The organism is Streptomyces sp. NRRL F-525, assembly GCF_000716605.1.
Lineage (GTDB): Bacteria > Actinomycetota > Actinomycetes > Streptomycetales > Streptomycetaceae > Streptomyces.
Genome location: NZ_JNXE01000059.1, coordinates 18,359 through 32,771, shown reverse-complemented (window position 1 = coordinate 32,771; position 14,413 = coordinate 18,359). Strand labels below are relative to the sequence as shown.

Here is a 14,413-nt window from a genome sequence, read left to right as displayed (position 1 = left end):
CGGCTCCCCTCCCCTTCCCGCCAGACTCTGGGGTCGAGCACAACGACGATGCCGGCGGTCGGGGTGCGGCCCGCCATGTAAACCCCGGCGAGAAGCCGCACCAAGAGGTTCCGTATGTGTTCATGGGGCCCGTCACAGTGACGGGCCCCATGAACACATACGGCGTGAAAGCACTGCGGCTGCCTGAGTGCAGATCTGGCAGGGAATCAAGATGAGGTTGCAGAGACTTCGGTAGCACCACCAGCGCCCGAGCGTGTCTTTCGGGTACGTGATCCCTTGGGGCGTCCCGGCTGACGGCGCATGGGTTCTTCGGCCCCCATCCCGGTGAGTTCGTTCGTGGTCCAGCCCGCTGCCAAGGCCTTGGCGTAGGCGACGCCGTATGGCTTATCGGTGGCGTCGATGAGGGCTTGAAGCCTCTTGCGTTCCGCGAGGATGCCGGCCAGTGGCTTGATCACCTCCAGGCGCGAGCCCAACATGGTTTCAGCAGAGGAGAGAATGTTCGACTCGACGTCGTCGGAGGGTGTGCTCATGGCTGCCATGGTAGCGGCCAACCGCCACCGTGCACACGAGGGTGCGACATGCACCGGGCGGCTTGCGATCGAGGGCTTAGAGTCTGCTCACCCGAGCCCCATTCCTGCACCTCACGGTGCAGTGCCGCCCTACCCCGGCACCCACCCCCAGCGGCCAACTACGTCGGAGCAAGTTAGTGGTTATTGTTCCAATAACCAGACGCGGCGGCCCCTGTCTCGCTATGCTCGCCTGATCGGGGCTGCCTTTTCGGTCCGGGCACGGACCGATGGTTGGGGCTGTCCCTCGAACGGGAACAGGGGAAATGACCAGCGACGCACCACGCGCCCGACGTCGTGAACGACGGTCCGACAATCCGCGCACGCATCGCGTGAACCTGGCCTACAACGACGCCGAGTTGGCGATCATTCTTACGGCCGCCGCCCTGGCTGGCCTCAAGCCCGCTGCGTACGCCGCACGGGCCGCTCTCGCCGTTGCCAGGGACGAGGTTTCCCCGGCACCCGTGGACGAGAAGGAGCGGTTGCGGATGCTGGCTGACGCGCGGGTTGCGGTGAACCGGATCGGCACCAACCTGAACCAGATCGCGCACGTACTCAACTCAGACGGAGTGGAGACTCCGGAGCGACTTTCCGCCGTTCTGGAACGCGTGGAGAAGACCGTTCGGACGCTGGACGAGGCCACCATCGCTGTGATGGAAGGCCGGGCATGATCCCGAAAAAGGCGAAGGCAGGCGCCCGCACCGCTGGACTCCTGTACTACTTGTACGGGCCCGGCAAGGCGAACGAGCACACCGACCCCCACATGGTCGCCGCTTGGGACAGCGGAGTACTCGACCCCGCCCGGAGTTCCGGAGCGACTATCCCCCGCCTGGCCATGCTGCTGGACGCGCCGCTTTCCGCCCTTGAAGGCAAGGTTCCCGACCAGCACGTCTACCACGTCCCGGTCCGACTGGACCCAGATGACCGGATGCTGACGGATGAAGAATGGAGGGAGGTCGCGCAGGAGATTATGGACGCTGCGGGCATCGCCACGAAGGGTGACCCGATGGGTGCCCGATGGGTGGCCGTACGGCACGCCGACGATCACATTCACATCGTGGCGACACTCGCGCGGCAGGACGGGCGGGCTCCCGACGTACGACGGGACTACGTGAAGATGCAGGCACGCGCGCGAGAGCTGGAGATCCGTTACGGACTGCGGCGACTGACGAGCGGAGACAAGACGGCTAACCGTTGGCCGACGACCGCCGAGGAAGCGAAGCGCAAACGCAAGGGCCGCGAGGAGCCACCCCGGGTGACACTGCAGGGGAAGGTCCGCGAGGCTGCCGGCAGAGCTAGTTCCGATGCCGATTTCTTCGCGGCCATCAAGGGTGCGGGACTCCGTTTGAACACGCGTACTGCGCCGGACGGAGCGGTCACCGGCTATTCGGTCGCGCTCCCCGGAGACCGCACGGCCGAGGGACGGGCCGTCTGGTTTTCTGGCAGCCGGCTCGCCCCTGATCTGTCTCTTCCGCGCGTCCGGGAGCGCTGGAATGGGACGCCTCCGTCGACCCTGGTCCCCGGAGCCGGGCGGATCAGTAGCCGGGCCGCCGCGTGGCAGCTCGCCGCCGAGCACGTGCACCAGGCCGCCGCCGTCCTCGGGCAGGCCGGACACGAAGCAGGCGCCGGGGAAATGGTAGCCCTGGCGGACTTCCTGACGACATACGCGGCCCATGCTCCCGCCGTCGTCCGTGGCGAACTGCGGGATGCGGCCCGCGAGTTCGAGCGGGCAGGGCGGGCACCCCTGGGGCGTCGGATGGACAGCCAGGCGACCACCCACCTGCGGGCCGCCACCCAGCTCCTTGCCATGGGGGCCGCCGTCGTGGCCAGCGGAGGAGAAGGCGCCGCCGCCATAGCGGTTGTGGTCGCCCTCGCCCTGGCCGTCGCCGCCGCGATGAGGTGGCACCAGGCCGCCCAGCACCAGGCACAGGAACGCGCTGCCGCCCAGGCCGGTCGTCACCTACGGGCCGCCACCGAGGTGGCCTACGGCGCGAGCGCCGGCACCCGTACGGGACGCGGACGCCGGGCCACCTGGCAGCGCACCACCATGCAGCCCGGCGGCCCCGCGCTGGTCGAGGCGTACGCCCCCGTTGTCCGGGAAGCGATTCCGCACCTGGCGGAAACTGTCCTCGGCGAGGCCGCGTGGCCTGCGCTCGCCGCGACCCTCCGGCAGGCAGAAAACGCCGGGTACAGTCCGGCCCAGGTGCTCGCCGAGGTAACGGCACTGCGCGGGCTGGGTGACGCCGAGAGCACGGCCGAAGTTCTCGTGTGGCGCCTGCAACGACGGATGGACAGCGACACCCGAAAATCCTCCATCCGACCCCAGCAGCAGGGACCCCGGACAACGGCAGCACCCGCCGATGCAACCGGTAGCACCGGAGAGCCCCGGATGCCCGCGCCAGTGCGGAACCCCGGCGACGAGGGCGGCGAGGAAACTCCCACCGCACCGACTACCCCGCCGCCGGTTGTCGGTCGAGGACCGGCCGCCGAATCCACCCCCCTCGGTGGACCGGACGCACCGACGTTCGGTGAGGCCGTGCGCCAGGCCGTTCCCGCGCACGCGTCCGCTGTGCTCGCCGATCCTGCCTCGGCGACCCTGGCCGACTATCTCGTCAGGGCGGCCAAGGCGGGGCACCCCCCGGCCGAGCTTCTGGCCGAGGTGGCCGGAGTCCGCGACCTGGCTGACGCCGACAGCGTGGCCCAGGTCCTCGCCTGGCGGGTGCAGGGCCGCATGACGCGGGCAGGACAGGCCGCCGCGGCTTCCCGCACCACCGGAAGGTCGGCCCCCGCACCGACGACGCCGAGAACACCGGGCGAGCGCACAGCGGCCGAGCGGGCCGCCGCCGAGGCGGCACAGCGCCGCGACCAGCAGCGCGGACGAGGGAGGTAGAACGCGACACCCGCAACCAGGGGTCCCGGCAGCGGAAAAGGCCGCGGGTTCATGTGGCCCGAACGCTAGCTTCACCGATACGACAGCGACGCGAATTGAGGACATCGTGACGACGCAGAACATCGAGGCAACGACATGAGCGACACCACGGCGATGGAGCAGGCCGCCGGCCAGACCGGGCAGACGGCCGCCCTCGCCCTCCAGTTCATCGTCATGGCCGCCAAGGCACTCCGTGAGCAGCAGGAGCGCGAGGCGGCCCGCGCAGCCGCCGCACCGGCCCCCGAACCCGAAGCCAAGAAGGCGCCGGAACCGGAGCGCGATCCGGACCGGGACCGCTATGCCCAACTGATCCGGGACCGCGTGGAGCCGCCCGCCGTTGCCGAGGCCATGGTGACCTCCCCGGAGTGGCCCCAGGTCGCGGACGAACTCCGCCGACTGGAGAACTCCGGGGTGAATGTGGCTCAGTTCATCGGTGACGCCGCACCCCTGATCGCCCGTGTGGACGCCGACTTGCGCACCGGCTCGCCCACTCCTGGCGTGACCGCCTCGGCGACGGCTACCACGCCCCCCAACCCGTTCGCGGCACCGACCGACGACGCCCGCCCCGAGCGCGAGGGCCCCAGCGTGGCCGAGCGCGTCATCGAGTGGATGAAGAAGGCGATCGAGGCCGTCAAAGAGGCGTTCAAGAGGCTGACCGGGCGGGGCGAGAAATCCGGTCTGGCCAGTCGGGAAAAGGATCTCGTCAAGCACGGAGTCAGCCCGCAGGAGAACGCGCGGTCGGTGGTGACGGCGCGGGAGGCGATGGCCGATGAGCACGTGCTGGGCCAGCTCGTCACGTCCCGCGAGTGGCCGGGCATCGCGGCGCAGATGAAGGTCAACCAGGCAGCCGGGCACGACCCGCGCGAGGCTCTGGCGGGTGTTCCCCTTCGGGTCAAGCAGGCAGCTGCCGCCGGCATCACCCTCAGCCCGGCCGAAGCCGCCCGCGGTCTGCTCACCGAGCAGGCGAAGACGCCCGTCCCGGCTCGCTCCACCGTCCCGGCGCCGGCACCGGCTAACACCGCCTCGGCCGCCACCCCGTCGACCCCGGCGGCGAGTTCGAGCACGGTCCCGGCGGTTGCTCCCTCCCGGGCGGCAGCAGCTACCGCCCTTTCGACCACGGCCACCCCCGGAGCCAGCCCGGCCCCCGGCCCGCAGGCGTCCACGACGACGCCGACACCGGCGCCCACGCAGGCCAAGGGACACACGCGCTAACGCTCAGCCAGCGGAGGAGGAACCACGATGAACCAGCAGTCGCGTACCCCCCAGGCGGCGGGTGATCAGGACCCCGCCCCTACCCGTCAGCACCGCCCCGGTCCGGCCGGAGGCAGCGGCGTGGACGACCCGGACGACCTGCGCGTGGCGGCAGCACTCAGCCGCAGCAGCGCCGCCCACACGGCCCGCGCCGACGATGCCCTCGGCGAGGCCGACGCCGCCCGAGGACGTGCGGGTGAGGCCGATGCCCGGGGCGACATCGGTACGGCGGGCGCCGAGTGGAGCGACGCCGCAGGACTGGACGGGCGGGCCGCGCACGAGGCCACCACGGCGAGCATCGAGGCCCGCGCGGCGGCCGCCGTGGCGACGTCCACCACCGTGTCCGCGCCCGCGCAGGGAGGACGGAAGGCCGGGCCCGCACCTGTGGGGCAAAGCCGGGGCCAGGCCGCGCCGGTCACCACCCCGGCGCCGCGCCGCGTCCCCTAGGCCCGGCCCGCACAGCCGCAATGGCCGGAGGGAACCCCCCTCCGGCCAACACGCAGGCTGCAGCGGCCAGTTACGCCGTGGTGGTGCACAGGATGATCAACTATGTTGGCCACAAGATGAAAGGGGGTTCATCGTGTCCGATGACCTCTCGGTGATCAGTCAGCTGCAAGGATTCGAGTGGTCCAGCGAGGAGTCTGTGGCCTATGAGGCCGCCATTGAGGCTGTGAACGGCGCCGTTGGCGCCCTCAGCGGCCGGATCGCGGCCGAGCGGGACAGCGCGGCGCCGGACCCGAGCGTGATCGAGAGGGCGAAGGCCCGCCGAACCCAACTGGCCCGTGAGCGTGAGCAGTTGGACCCCTCCAACCACCCTCAGATCGCGGAAGCCCGCCGCCACTACACCGAGCTTGCCGAGGCCGTACGTGAGGGCCGTGCGTGGTAGACGCGGACGAGGTAGCGCGGCACCGCCTCCCGGAGGACGAGAACCGGGCGATCTTTCAGGACGAGATCGTTCCCGACCTGTTGGCCGGCCGCGCGACGCAGGAGATTCCCACCGTGGTGTTCCTGATAGGCCAGCCCGGGGCCGGCAAGAGCCGCGTCACCGACATGGTGGCCGAGGTGCTCAACAAGCGTGGTGGCTTCGTTGACGTGGACAGCGACCTGTACAAGCCGTACCACCCCGAGTACGACGCCCTCATGGCGCAGGACGACACTCTCATGGCCGCCTACACCCGGGCGGACGGTCGGGCTTGGATGGCGCAGGCCGAACAGTACGTTCGGGACAACGGACTGAACGCCGTGATCCAGGAAACGTCACAGGACGGTGCCGCCGTGGCGGACAAGATGGCGGCCTACCGGCAGTCGGGTGCGCGCGTCGAGGCTCTGGCCATGGGGGTGCCGGAGGCCATGAGCAATCAGGGCATCGCCCACCGGTACCACGAGCAGGTGAAGGAGCGAGGGCAGGGACGGCTGACCGTCCAGGCCAACGCCGATCAGTCCTACAGCGGCATTCTCGACCTGGCGGAGCGAGTCGATGACGGCCGTCTCGCGGATCAGACCGCGGTCTTCCGTCGTGGTGAAGCAGAGCCGCGCTACAGCAACGCCCTTGACAGCGCCGGGCAATGGCAGGCGCCTCCGGGGTTCCGTGCGGCCATCGAGGCCGAACGGGTTCGGCCGTGGACGCAGCAGGAGACTGCCGATTTCGTGGCGGCGCAGACCAAGCTACGTGAGGGCATGGGGCCGGAGTGGGCCGGGCGACTCGACCGCATCGAGAACCTGGCCAGGCCGCTGATGACGCCCGACGGCGTGAAGGCGTTGGCTGACGCGCGCCGGAGCGCTGCGGCCACCGCCACCAGCACGACCGTGAAGGCCAAGCCGGCACCCGCGCAGAAGCCGCCGTCGGCGTCCCCGGACGCGGCACCGCGCCGCGATGGGCCCGGCCAGAATCCAGGACCGCGCCGCATCCGGTAGGACCCGGACAACGCCAAGGGCCGGAGGGGAATCCCCTCCGGCCCTTGGCGTGTGCACGCTAAAGCTATGAGCCCACTGGATCCGGCACCGCCTCGGCGGACGCCAGGCGCCCCGGCAGCGGCTCCACCGGAGGCACCGGCAGGGCCGCGTGCTGGCCACGGTCCGGGCTGGTCATGCAGGCCCCGAACGGCCCGGACGCGTCCCGGAGTTGAGCCACCATCGGGTCCAGGTGGTCACGGTGCCAGACGGACGGACCGGTACGGCCGCCCGTCTCAGGGTCGGTGAGTTCCTGCCAGGCCAGCCACGCCGCGTGCAACCGGGCGACCGCCGCCTCGTGAGTCCACCAGCTCGCGCACCAGGTGGCCGACGAGGAGACCTCAGAGAGGTACGTGGGCACCAGCAGGGTGGCCACCCAGTCGGCGAGGGCCGCCAACTCGGTGTCGTACTCGGTACCCTTCAGACGCACGATGAACGGCGGAGTCGTGGGCTTCTCCTTGCCGTCGCCCTGGCCGTTCTCCCCCTCCCCCGCGCCGGAGCCAGCGGCGGCGGAGAGTTGTTCCACCGCCTTGGTGTTGTGCTCCAACTGCGTGGCGAAGCCCTCCACGGTGGCCCGCAGGTCTGCCACGTCCTCGGCGACGCCGTCGAGGGTGGGTGTGTCCTCGCTGCTCATGCTCCGATCACCTTCCGAGAGGCCCGCTGCGCCATCAGCTTCGTTTCGGCCCTGGCCGCCGCCGTCCGCTCGGCCGCGCCCGGCTCCAGGTACCAGGGACGCAGCCGGATCATGCCGATTCGTACGCCCGTGGCCAGCAGCAACGCCCGGCCCTTGGGCAGTGCGCGGATATCCGCTGCCTCCATCACGCGCTCGCGGCGGCGCGAGGTGCTGACGCTGCGGCCCGAGGAACCATGGCTCACCGACGCTTCGTGCACTTTGTGATCACCCACGAGTCGGCTGACGTCCTCGGCGAAGTCGGCGTCGTCGAGGCCGGACCCGAGGACCTTGGCTGTGGCGGCCGACCACAGGGCATCCATGCCCGCCTCCCCCCACACCCGGACGCCCTGGCGGTAGCTCTGGAGGATCGTCATGACCGGTACCCCGCGTGAGCCGAGGTGAGAGTAGAGGTCGGGCAGATCTTCGATGCGGCAGACGTTCGCCGCTTCGTCGAGCACGGCGAGAAGCGGGGGGTCCAGCCGTCCGCCGGCCCGCTCGGCCGCCGCCATCGCGGCCCGGAGCACGGCGTCAGCCGCCGCCGCGATGACGCCGGCCGCCGACCCGCCGCCGTCCTTGGACAGCAGATAGAGCGTGTCCCGGGTGTGGACGAAGTCGTGCGGCCGGAACTCCCGGGCCCGGGGGTCCGGGGTGACCCACGCGAGAGTCTCGGGGTCGAGGAGGCAGGCCACGCACTGACGGGCCGTCTCATAGATGCCGTCCCGGGTGTCCTTCGCGCCCGCCACGGTGCTGGCGAGCTGCTGGGCCAGTGCTTCCTTCCCGGCGGCTTTGAGGGCGCCCACCGGCGCCCGGTCCGAGGGAGTGGACAGCCAGGCCAAGACGTCCGCCACCGAGCCGTTGGAGACGGCCGCAGCGTGGAAAAGGGCCGTGAGCAGGTTCTTTGCGGCCCCCATCCAGAAGTCGCCGCGGCTTTTCTCATCGGTGGTGGCCGCGATGAAGTGGCTTGCGAGTCGGCCGGCGCCCTCGATGGTGCGGGCGCCCGCCAGCATGTCCCACCACAGCGCGCGTTCGGCGTGCGTGATGCCCTGGGGGTCGATCGTCCAGACCGTCCCCACCCGCTCGCGCTCCGCTTTGGTGACGTTGTAGACCTCCCGCTCACCGACCTTGTTCGACGTGAACAGGACGGCACCGGGGGCCCGTTGGATGGCTGGGATCGCCAAGGCCGTCGATTTGCCCGAACGCGGGGCCATGATCGCCAACATCACGTCTTCCCACGACGCGCGGAGTTCGGGCCCGTGCGGCTGGTCGAGGTTGCCCAGCAACACCCCCGACTCGTCCGCCGACACTTCTTTCACGCCGTCCAGCGAGGGCCGCAGCTCGCGGGCGCGGGCCGCCATTGCCTTGGGCGACAGCGGCGCCATCTCCCGCAGGCCTGCGAGGCCGGGCCGGTGGGAGAACCACCGGCGCCAGACGTACCAGCCGCCGACGCCGAGGAGCGCGAGCACCAGGACCAGGAGGAGGAGCATGCCGACTGTGGCGGCCGTCGCGTGTCCCGGCCACAGGGCACCGGGGCCGTGGCCCACGAGGCGGAACACCGACTTCACCGAGGAGTCCGGCCAGGCCCAGCCGCCGCCGACGAGGGCGACGCCGAGCGTTCCGCCCAGGCAGCCCGCGAGGTAGAGCGCTCCCCCGCCGAAGACCACGCCGAGAATGGCCGCGGGGGCGGCGATGCCGCCCCCGGACCCCGTGCCGTTGTCGTTCACTCGCTGCTCACCTTCCGGCGCATCGCCTTGTCCGTGTCGTACAGCTGGGTTTCCGCCTCGGTCAGGTCGAGGCGGGCAGGGGCACCGGCCCTCGTGCCGATTTTGATCAGGACTTTGCCCCGGCCGGGGTGCCGTTGGTTCGTGCCGTCCACGCCCGTGATGCTCGGCGCGGACCAGGAGGCGACGAGGCCTTGTTCCTCGGTGGTCAGGGGCCGTTGCTGGTTGACGCGCTCCAACTCGCCTGCCGACAGCGCGCCCAGGATGAGCGAGTCGCACCGGTCCATCAGGCCCAAGGCCTTGGCCCGGTCTTCTGGAGTCGGGAGGCTTTCCGGGTCGCGGAGCGAGTGGGTGATCAGGAGTGTCACCTCCCCTTTGTTCCGGTTGAGGCGGGTCATGCCGTCCATGGCATCGACCATCCCCGGACCGGCCCGCAGCGCCCTCCACATCTCATCGAGCACGATCACCGCCGGGCGGTTCATCATCCCCAGCGCCCTGGCCGAGTCGATGGCGCCATAGGCAAACGCCCATGTGGCCAGCAGGCCGGCGGCCACTACTTGGTCACCGGCCGTCAGGATCGCGGACAGGTCCACGCTCAGGGCCGGGGCGTCCAGGTCGAGCGGCTGTGTGGTCGGTCCGTCGAACAGACCGGCGAGAGGCCCCTGACACAGGTTCTCCAACGCCAGCGTGACCTCCCGCACCAGCGCGCGGTAATCGTCCACGTTGTCAACGAGCAGTTTGGCCCACAGCTCTTTCGGTCCCTCGCGCAGCACGCGGACCACGTCCGGGATCACCGGATCGTCGCTCAGGGCCTCACTGACCCTCTCGACCGCCGCACCCACCACGTTGGCCTCGGGTGCTGTGGGGCGCCGGCCGAGGCCGTGCGGGGTGGCGAGGAGGGCGTGGAGCAGGTCGGAACGCCGTCCGTTGATCTCCGCCCGGAGCACCTGTTGCCGGTCCTCGGGCAGCAAGTGCAGTTTGCGTTTCATGGGCCCGGAGTCGAGCGGGTTGAGGCGGTCCAGTCCCCGGCCGATGCTCACGACCTGGCCGCCGAGCCCCTTCACCAGGGGTGCGTACTCCCCCTTGACGTCGCCGGGGACGATGATCATGGAGCCGTACGAGGAGTACACCAGCGAAATCCGTTTTGCGATGGCGGACTTCCCGGCACCGGGCTGGGCCATGATCCACACACCGGGATTTTGGACGAGTCGCCCGACCCAGCCCTGCGGGTCGAAACAGACCATCTCGCGGGTCAACAGGTCGGTGCCGATCGGCACGCCCTCAGGGGGCAGCGGGGCCCCCAGAACGAAGGGGTACAGGCCGGCGACCTCACTTGTTGTGCCGAGGTAGACCGCGCCCTTGTCGGCGTGCGGGCTCCGCCCGGAGCCGGCTCCGCGCCAGCCCCGGCGCGGAGCGACCACCTTTGCGTTCATCCGCCAAGCGGTAGGCTCCGCCTCGGCGGTCCCGGCGTCCTCATAACGCCGGGACCGCTGTGCGTCGTCTGCCGGACGGTTCTTTCGCCTGGTCATCGGTTCCTTTCGTGGGGTTGGGTCAGGCGAGCGGGTGCACGCCGACCGGCAGGCCCGCGACGAACGCGGCGGACTGGCCGCCGTAGGCGTACCGGAAGCGCAGGCCGCCGGCGCGCTTCGCGATCTGTTCGACCTCCCGCTGTGCGGCGGGGAGATCTGCCGGGTTGGTCACGGTCGTGGTGATGTGGATCGTCCACTGTGCGAGCCCGGCCCCGTACGCTTCCTGTTCCGCGTTGCGGTCGGCGGCAGCAGCGTCGGCCCGCTCGCGGCGGGTGGTGGTGCGCTGTGAGCGACGGCGGTACTCCTCCCGTGCGTCGGAGGCGTTCAGCTCGCGCTCCACGACGGCCGCGGCTTCCTCGGTCGGCAGGATGCGGTACCCGAGGGTGATCCGCCGTACGAACCGGCCCGGCGTCATCAAGGGCAACAGAACGTCGTAGGTCACCGGCTTGCGGGGAGCCTCCCGCAGTACCCACGACACGGACATGGCGCCGTCGTGCCTGTAGTCCGTCCATCCTTCCTCGGCAGCGATCGGCCCCGCCTGGTCCCAGGTCAGCGCTTCCATGTCCGCCTCGGCGGCGTCCGCGTCCTCGGGATGGAAGGCGCCTCTCACGAGGCGGACGATGTCTGTGGCCGTGGCCCGGCGGAGCACGTCCGCGCCCACTCCGGTCAGGTCGACGCCGTCGAGGCGCCGCAGCGTCTCGGCCGCCGCCTCCTCCGGGGAGCCGGGGCGATCGGTTGCCCGGCCCGGTGAGGTGACGAGGGTGAGCCAGGCAAAGAGCTGAGCGGAGGCACGCGGGGAGGTTTTGACGAGTTCGTTCACCGTCGCCCTGGCCAGGTCCGGCGCCTGGTTGTCGATCCTCCCCCGTACGTGGTCGCCCAGGGCGGCACCGGACGCCGGGGTGATCTGGAGTGTGACCGTGGCGGCGTCCACGGAGTCCTCATTGGCGAGTGAGGCCAGCGTGTTCCCCCAGCTCGTCACGTTCTGATTCACCTGCGCGCGGTTGGCCAGCAGTGCGCCGCCCGGCGACAGCAGCAGCGTTGACGCCATCTGGCCCGTCGACTGATTCCACACCAGTCCGGCCCGCCCCGCGTTGGAGTCCTCCACCGCCAGGAGCCTGGTCGGCGCGAGGACGCCCGGCAGGTCCAGGGCCTTGGGGTGGGGCTGGTACAGGCCCCGGTAGCTGGTCTCTGCCCGCCAGGCCGCCCACTGCCAGCGCATCCGGCCCACGGCCAGGTCCAGCAGCGGCATGCCGTGCCGCTGCCAGCAGGCCAGCACGATGACCACCAGGGCAAGCGGTACCGACACCAGGAGGGTGCGCAGTCCCAGCAGGTTCGCGAAGAAGATGGGTACGAGGATGGCGGCGACGATGACGACCGTCTGTCCGCCGTTGAGCAGGCCGATCCCGAGTGATCGGGACCGGCGCCACCCGCCGTAGAGGCGGGCAGGTTGTTCGGTGGTCGACATGCTACTTCCCTCCGTTGTTCTGGCCACCTTGGCCACCGTTTCCGGCTTCGGGAGCGCGGTAGGAGATCTTCACGCCGTTGGTGGGCGTGGTTGAGCCGCCCGAGTTTCTGGGTCCGTTGGGCCCGTCCGAGGTCGGAACCGAGTCGCCGCCCCCACCCTGGCCCTGGCCCTGGCCATTGCCGGCGGATTGCCCCTTGCCGCCGCCCTGTTGGGGGATGCCGCTTTCCTGGCCACCGCCACCGCCGCCGCCCATGGTGGAGCCGGCCGCGTCCACGGCCCCCTTGGCCGCCTGCGCCGCAGTAATCGCGGGGTGGCCTGCGCCCTTGGCCATGTTCTGTGCGTGGTTCGCGGCGGTCGTCGGGGATCCTCCGCCGCCGCCCTTGCCGCTCCCGCCGATCAGCCCGGCCATGCCACCGGCCGCCGCCAGGGCGTTGGAGAATCCGCCGCCAGTAGCCCCGGCCGCTGCCGCACCCAGCGGCGCGGCAATCGCCATCAGGTATTTCAGCGCGATAACAGACAGGGTCAGGGTGACTATCCCCCGGAACCAGTCGATGAAGTCGTTTCCGTTGGCGATTTCAACGAACCCGGCCGAAATGATCAGTGCGGCAACGGGTTTATAGGCGATGACGACGACGATACTGGTGTAGAGCCTAGGGAACCATTGTTTGGTTTTCTCTCCGCCGACCTGTCCCGAGCCTGCAACCGGTAGCAGCAGAGCCTGAATCGGGATTGACGCCTGCCGGAGGAAGTTCATTACGAACTGCACGCCACCGATCAGGAAGACGACGCACGCGATGATCAGAAGGCCCATGGGATTGAAGGCCTGCGGCAGGAGCATGGCCACCACGCGCTCGGTCAACTTGGCGTCGCCGTGGAACGCGACGTTGATGATTGCCGCTGTGAGCTGGTCCGATGCGACCAGCAGGGAGTCGATGACCGTGATGCCCAACGTGCAGACCAGTGCATTGATGACCAAGCCCTGTAGCGCGTCGGCCAGCGGCTTCCCCTTACGTTGGATCATGGCCCGGATTCCCTGCATGATCACCAGAAGGACGGCGATCATCTGGCCGAGGCCGAGCATAATTGCTTGCAGGGAGAAAGTGACTGTCGATCCGTCAGGCATCTTCCCTGTATCGGATTCCGTGACTCCGGAGTTCTTTACCTGAATGCTCGGAGTCGTCAGCCACCAGGTGAGACCGGTTTTGAGCATCTGGGTAACGAATTCCGTCATGCCGTCAGCCATCGGTTTGATGACGGTGTTCGCCAGGGCGGAAGAAATCTCCTTTCCGGCATTTGGTGCAACGATCTTTCCGGCGACACAGGCCGTAGCCCCGGTAGTGCCGAGAGACGGAGTCAGCAGAAGGTTGCATGCCACATCCCACCACCCGTCAATAGTGGGCGGCCCAGCGGGAACAGACGCCGGTACGGCGTCCGCCACCGCCGGTACGACGGCGGGCGCCACAGCGGGCGTGACGGTGGCGGGAGCCGCGGCCATGGCCGGGGCGGCGCCAGGCACCAGCAGCGCCAGGACCACGGCGACGAACAGACCCCGCAGGAGGGTTCTCATCGGGTGTCGCCTTCCTGGATCGCGGACCAGCCGGCGCTGTTGAAACCGGCGGTGCCCAGATCGGACGGATCGGGGCTGGTCTGCGGGGCGCCCGTCTTGGAGTGCCAGTCGTTCGCGGTCCACACGTAGGTGTTCGTGGTGCCGAGCAACTGCGTCTTTTCCGCCGTACCGCTGCCGGGGGTGTAGACGACCCGGGCGAGGACGGACACCGCCACCTCGTCGGCGCTCTTCGCCGTCCACTGCACCCCGATGACGAACACGTTCATGTGGGCGCCCGAGGGGAGAGCACCCGTTCCGGGGACGCCCGCGCTCAGCCGCGAACTCGCGGTGGACTGCCGGGCCGCTTCCTCCACGTCGGAGGCCTCGGCCGGTACGGCGTACACGGTCGCCGCCGTCGCGGCCGCGTCCGGGTCCCAGCTCCATCCGTAGCGGACACTGGCCACGGCCGCCGCCGCCGCACCCTCGGGGGTGTGCCCGAACTGGACGGGCAAGCCGTCCTTCTTGCCCCGGCCGGTCGGCAGGTTCGCCCACTTCGTCGGGGCGACGTATCCGGAGTCCGAGGACTGTGTGGGCAGCGGCGAGGCCGAGGAGGACGACGAGGGCGCCGCCGACGAGGACGGACCGGGGGCGGCGGATGTGGAACCGCCGCCGTTGTTGGCCACCAGAGCGACCACGACGACGGCCAGGACCACGATCACGCCGCCAGCGGCGAACAGCAGCCGGCGCATGCGCCGGGCCGCCGCACGTTGCAGATCGAGGGTCATC

General features: G+C 70.1%; 13 protein-coding genes. 6 read left to right on the top strand and 7 right to left on the bottom strand.

Annotation, left to right across the window (positions count from 1 at the left end):
- Positions 1 to 206: 206 nt before the first annotated feature.
- A complete protein-coding gene (locus OO69_RS52275) occupies positions 207 to 530 on the bottom strand; it encodes a hypothetical protein (RefSeq protein WP_158713513.1) in 324 nt (107 codons plus the stop codon).
- A gap of 302 nt (positions 531 to 832) precedes the next feature.
- On the opposite strand from OO69_RS52275, the gene OO69_RS45840 reads away from it, so the two are divergent.
- The 6 genes from OO69_RS45840 (at position 833) to OO69_RS45815 (ending at position 6,660) form a co-directional block, all read left to right on the top strand.
- Positions 833 to 1,237 (top strand): plasmid mobilization protein, encoded by a 405-nt coding sequence (locus tag OO69_RS45840; protein ID WP_158713512.1) that lies wholly within the window; start codon positions 833 to 835, stop codon positions 1,235 to 1,237.
- Positions 1,234 to 3,456 carry a relaxase/mobilization nuclease domain-containing protein gene (locus tag OO69_RS51715; protein ID WP_051801782.1) on the top strand — a complete coding sequence of 741 codons (2,223 nt, stop codon included), beginning with the start codon at positions 1,234 to 1,236 and terminating at the stop codon, positions 3,454 to 3,456. Before OO69_RS45840 ends, OO69_RS51715 begins: the two co-directional genes overlap by 4 nt.
- A 135-nt stretch (positions 3,457 to 3,591) precedes the next feature.
- Positions 3,592 to 4,707: a hypothetical protein gene (locus tag OO69_RS45830; protein ID WP_033286956.1), complete on the top strand. Its 1,116-nt coding sequence runs from the start codon at positions 3,592 to 3,594 to the stop codon at positions 4,705 to 4,707.
- A 27-nt stretch (positions 4,708 to 4,734) separates the two neighbouring features.
- Entirely contained in the window at positions 4,735 to 5,193 is a 459-nt protein-coding gene (locus OO69_RS52755) for a hypothetical protein (protein ID WP_033286955.1), read from the top strand.
- Positions 5,194 to 5,326: 133 nt separating this feature from the next.
- Positions 5,327 to 5,632 (top strand): hypothetical protein, encoded by a 306-nt coding sequence (locus OO69_RS45820; protein WP_234444704.1) that lies wholly within the window; start codon positions 5,327 to 5,329, stop codon positions 5,630 to 5,632.
- Entirely contained in the window at positions 5,626 to 6,660 is a 1,035-nt protein-coding gene (locus OO69_RS45815; protein WP_051801780.1) for a zeta toxin family protein, read from the top strand. Before OO69_RS45820 ends, OO69_RS45815 begins: the two co-directional genes overlap by 7 nt.
- Before the next feature lie 64 nt (positions 6,661 to 6,724).
- Here the strand turns inward: OO69_RS45815 and OO69_RS45810 are convergent, their stop codons facing one another.
- The 6 genes from OO69_RS45810 to OO69_RS45785 all read right to left on the bottom strand — a co-directional run bounded on the left by OO69_RS45810 (position 6,725) and on the right by OO69_RS45785 (position 14,412).
- Positions 6,725 to 7,330 carry a DUF4913 domain-containing protein gene (locus OO69_RS45810; RefSeq protein WP_051801778.1) on the bottom strand — a complete coding sequence of 202 codons (606 nt, stop codon included), beginning with the start codon at positions 7,328 to 7,330 and terminating at the stop codon, positions 6,725 to 6,727.
- Entirely contained in the window at positions 7,327 to 9,090 is a 1,764-nt protein-coding gene (locus OO69_RS45805; RefSeq protein WP_033286954.1) for a TraM recognition domain-containing protein, read from the bottom strand. The genes OO69_RS45810 and OO69_RS45805 overlap by 4 nt, the downstream gene beginning before the upstream one ends.
- Positions 9,087 to 10,520 (bottom strand): ATP-binding protein, encoded by a 1,434-nt coding sequence (locus OO69_RS45800; protein WP_234444703.1) that lies wholly within the window; start codon positions 10,518 to 10,520, stop codon positions 9,087 to 9,089. The genes OO69_RS45805 and OO69_RS45800 overlap by 4 nt, the downstream gene beginning before the upstream one ends.
- A gap of 118 nt (positions 10,521 to 10,638) precedes the next feature.
- Positions 10,639 to 12,081, bottom strand: a complete 1,443-nt coding sequence (locus tag OO69_RS45795) for an SCO6880 family protein (RefSeq protein WP_051801776.1) — start codon at positions 12,079 to 12,081, stop codon at positions 10,639 to 10,641.
- A gap of 1 nt (position 12,082) precedes the next feature.
- The gene (locus OO69_RS45790; RefSeq protein WP_033286952.1) at positions 12,083 to 13,648 is read right to left on the bottom strand and encodes a hypothetical protein; all 1,566 of its coding nucleotides are present in this window, start codon (positions 13,646 to 13,648) and stop codon (positions 12,083 to 12,085) included.
- A complete protein-coding gene (locus OO69_RS45785) occupies positions 13,645 to 14,412 on the bottom strand; it encodes a hypothetical protein (RefSeq protein ID WP_033286951.1) in 768 nt (255 codons plus the stop codon). The genes OO69_RS45790 and OO69_RS45785 overlap by 4 nt, the downstream gene beginning before the upstream one ends.
- Position 14,413: the final 1 nt, after the last annotated feature.

Excerpts from the sequence above, each read along its gene's own strand:
- OO69_RS52275 (WP_158713513.1), bottom strand. The coding sequence starts at position 530 with ATGAGCACACCCTCCGACGACGTCGAGTCGAACATTCTCTCCTCTGCT.
- OO69_RS45840 (WP_158713512.1), top strand. The coding sequence starts at position 833 with ATGACCAGCGACGCACCACGCGCCCGACGTCGTGAACGACGGTCCGAC.
- OO69_RS51715 (WP_051801782.1), top strand. The coding sequence starts at position 1,234 with ATGATCCCGAAAAAGGCGAAGGCAGGCGCCCGCACCGCTGGACTCCTG.
- OO69_RS45830 (WP_033286956.1), top strand. The coding sequence starts at position 3,592 with ATGAGCGACACCACGGCGATGGAGCAGGCCGCCGGCCAGACCGGGCAG.
- OO69_RS52755 (WP_033286955.1), top strand. The coding sequence starts at position 4,735 with ATGAACCAGCAGTCGCGTACCCCCCAGGCGGCGGGTGATCAGGACCCC.
- OO69_RS45810 (WP_051801778.1), bottom strand. The coding sequence starts at position 7,330 with ATGAGCAGCGAGGACACACCCACCCTCGACGGCGTCGCCGAGGACGTG.
- OO69_RS45800 (WP_234444703.1), bottom strand. The coding sequence starts at position 10,520 with ATGAACGCAAAGGTGGTCGCTCCGCGCCGGGGCTGGCGCGGAGCCGGC.
- OO69_RS45795 (WP_051801776.1), bottom strand. The coding sequence starts at position 12,081 with ATGTCGACCACCGAACAACCTGCCCGCCTCTACGGCGGGTGGCGCCGG.
- OO69_RS45790 (WP_033286952.1), bottom strand. The coding sequence starts at position 13,648 with ATGAGAACCCTCCTGCGGGGTCTGTTCGTCGCCGTGGTCCTGGCGCTG.
- OO69_RS45785 (WP_033286951.1), bottom strand. The coding sequence starts at position 14,412 with ATGACCCTCGATCTGCAACGTGCGGCGGCCCGGCGCATGCGCCGGCTG.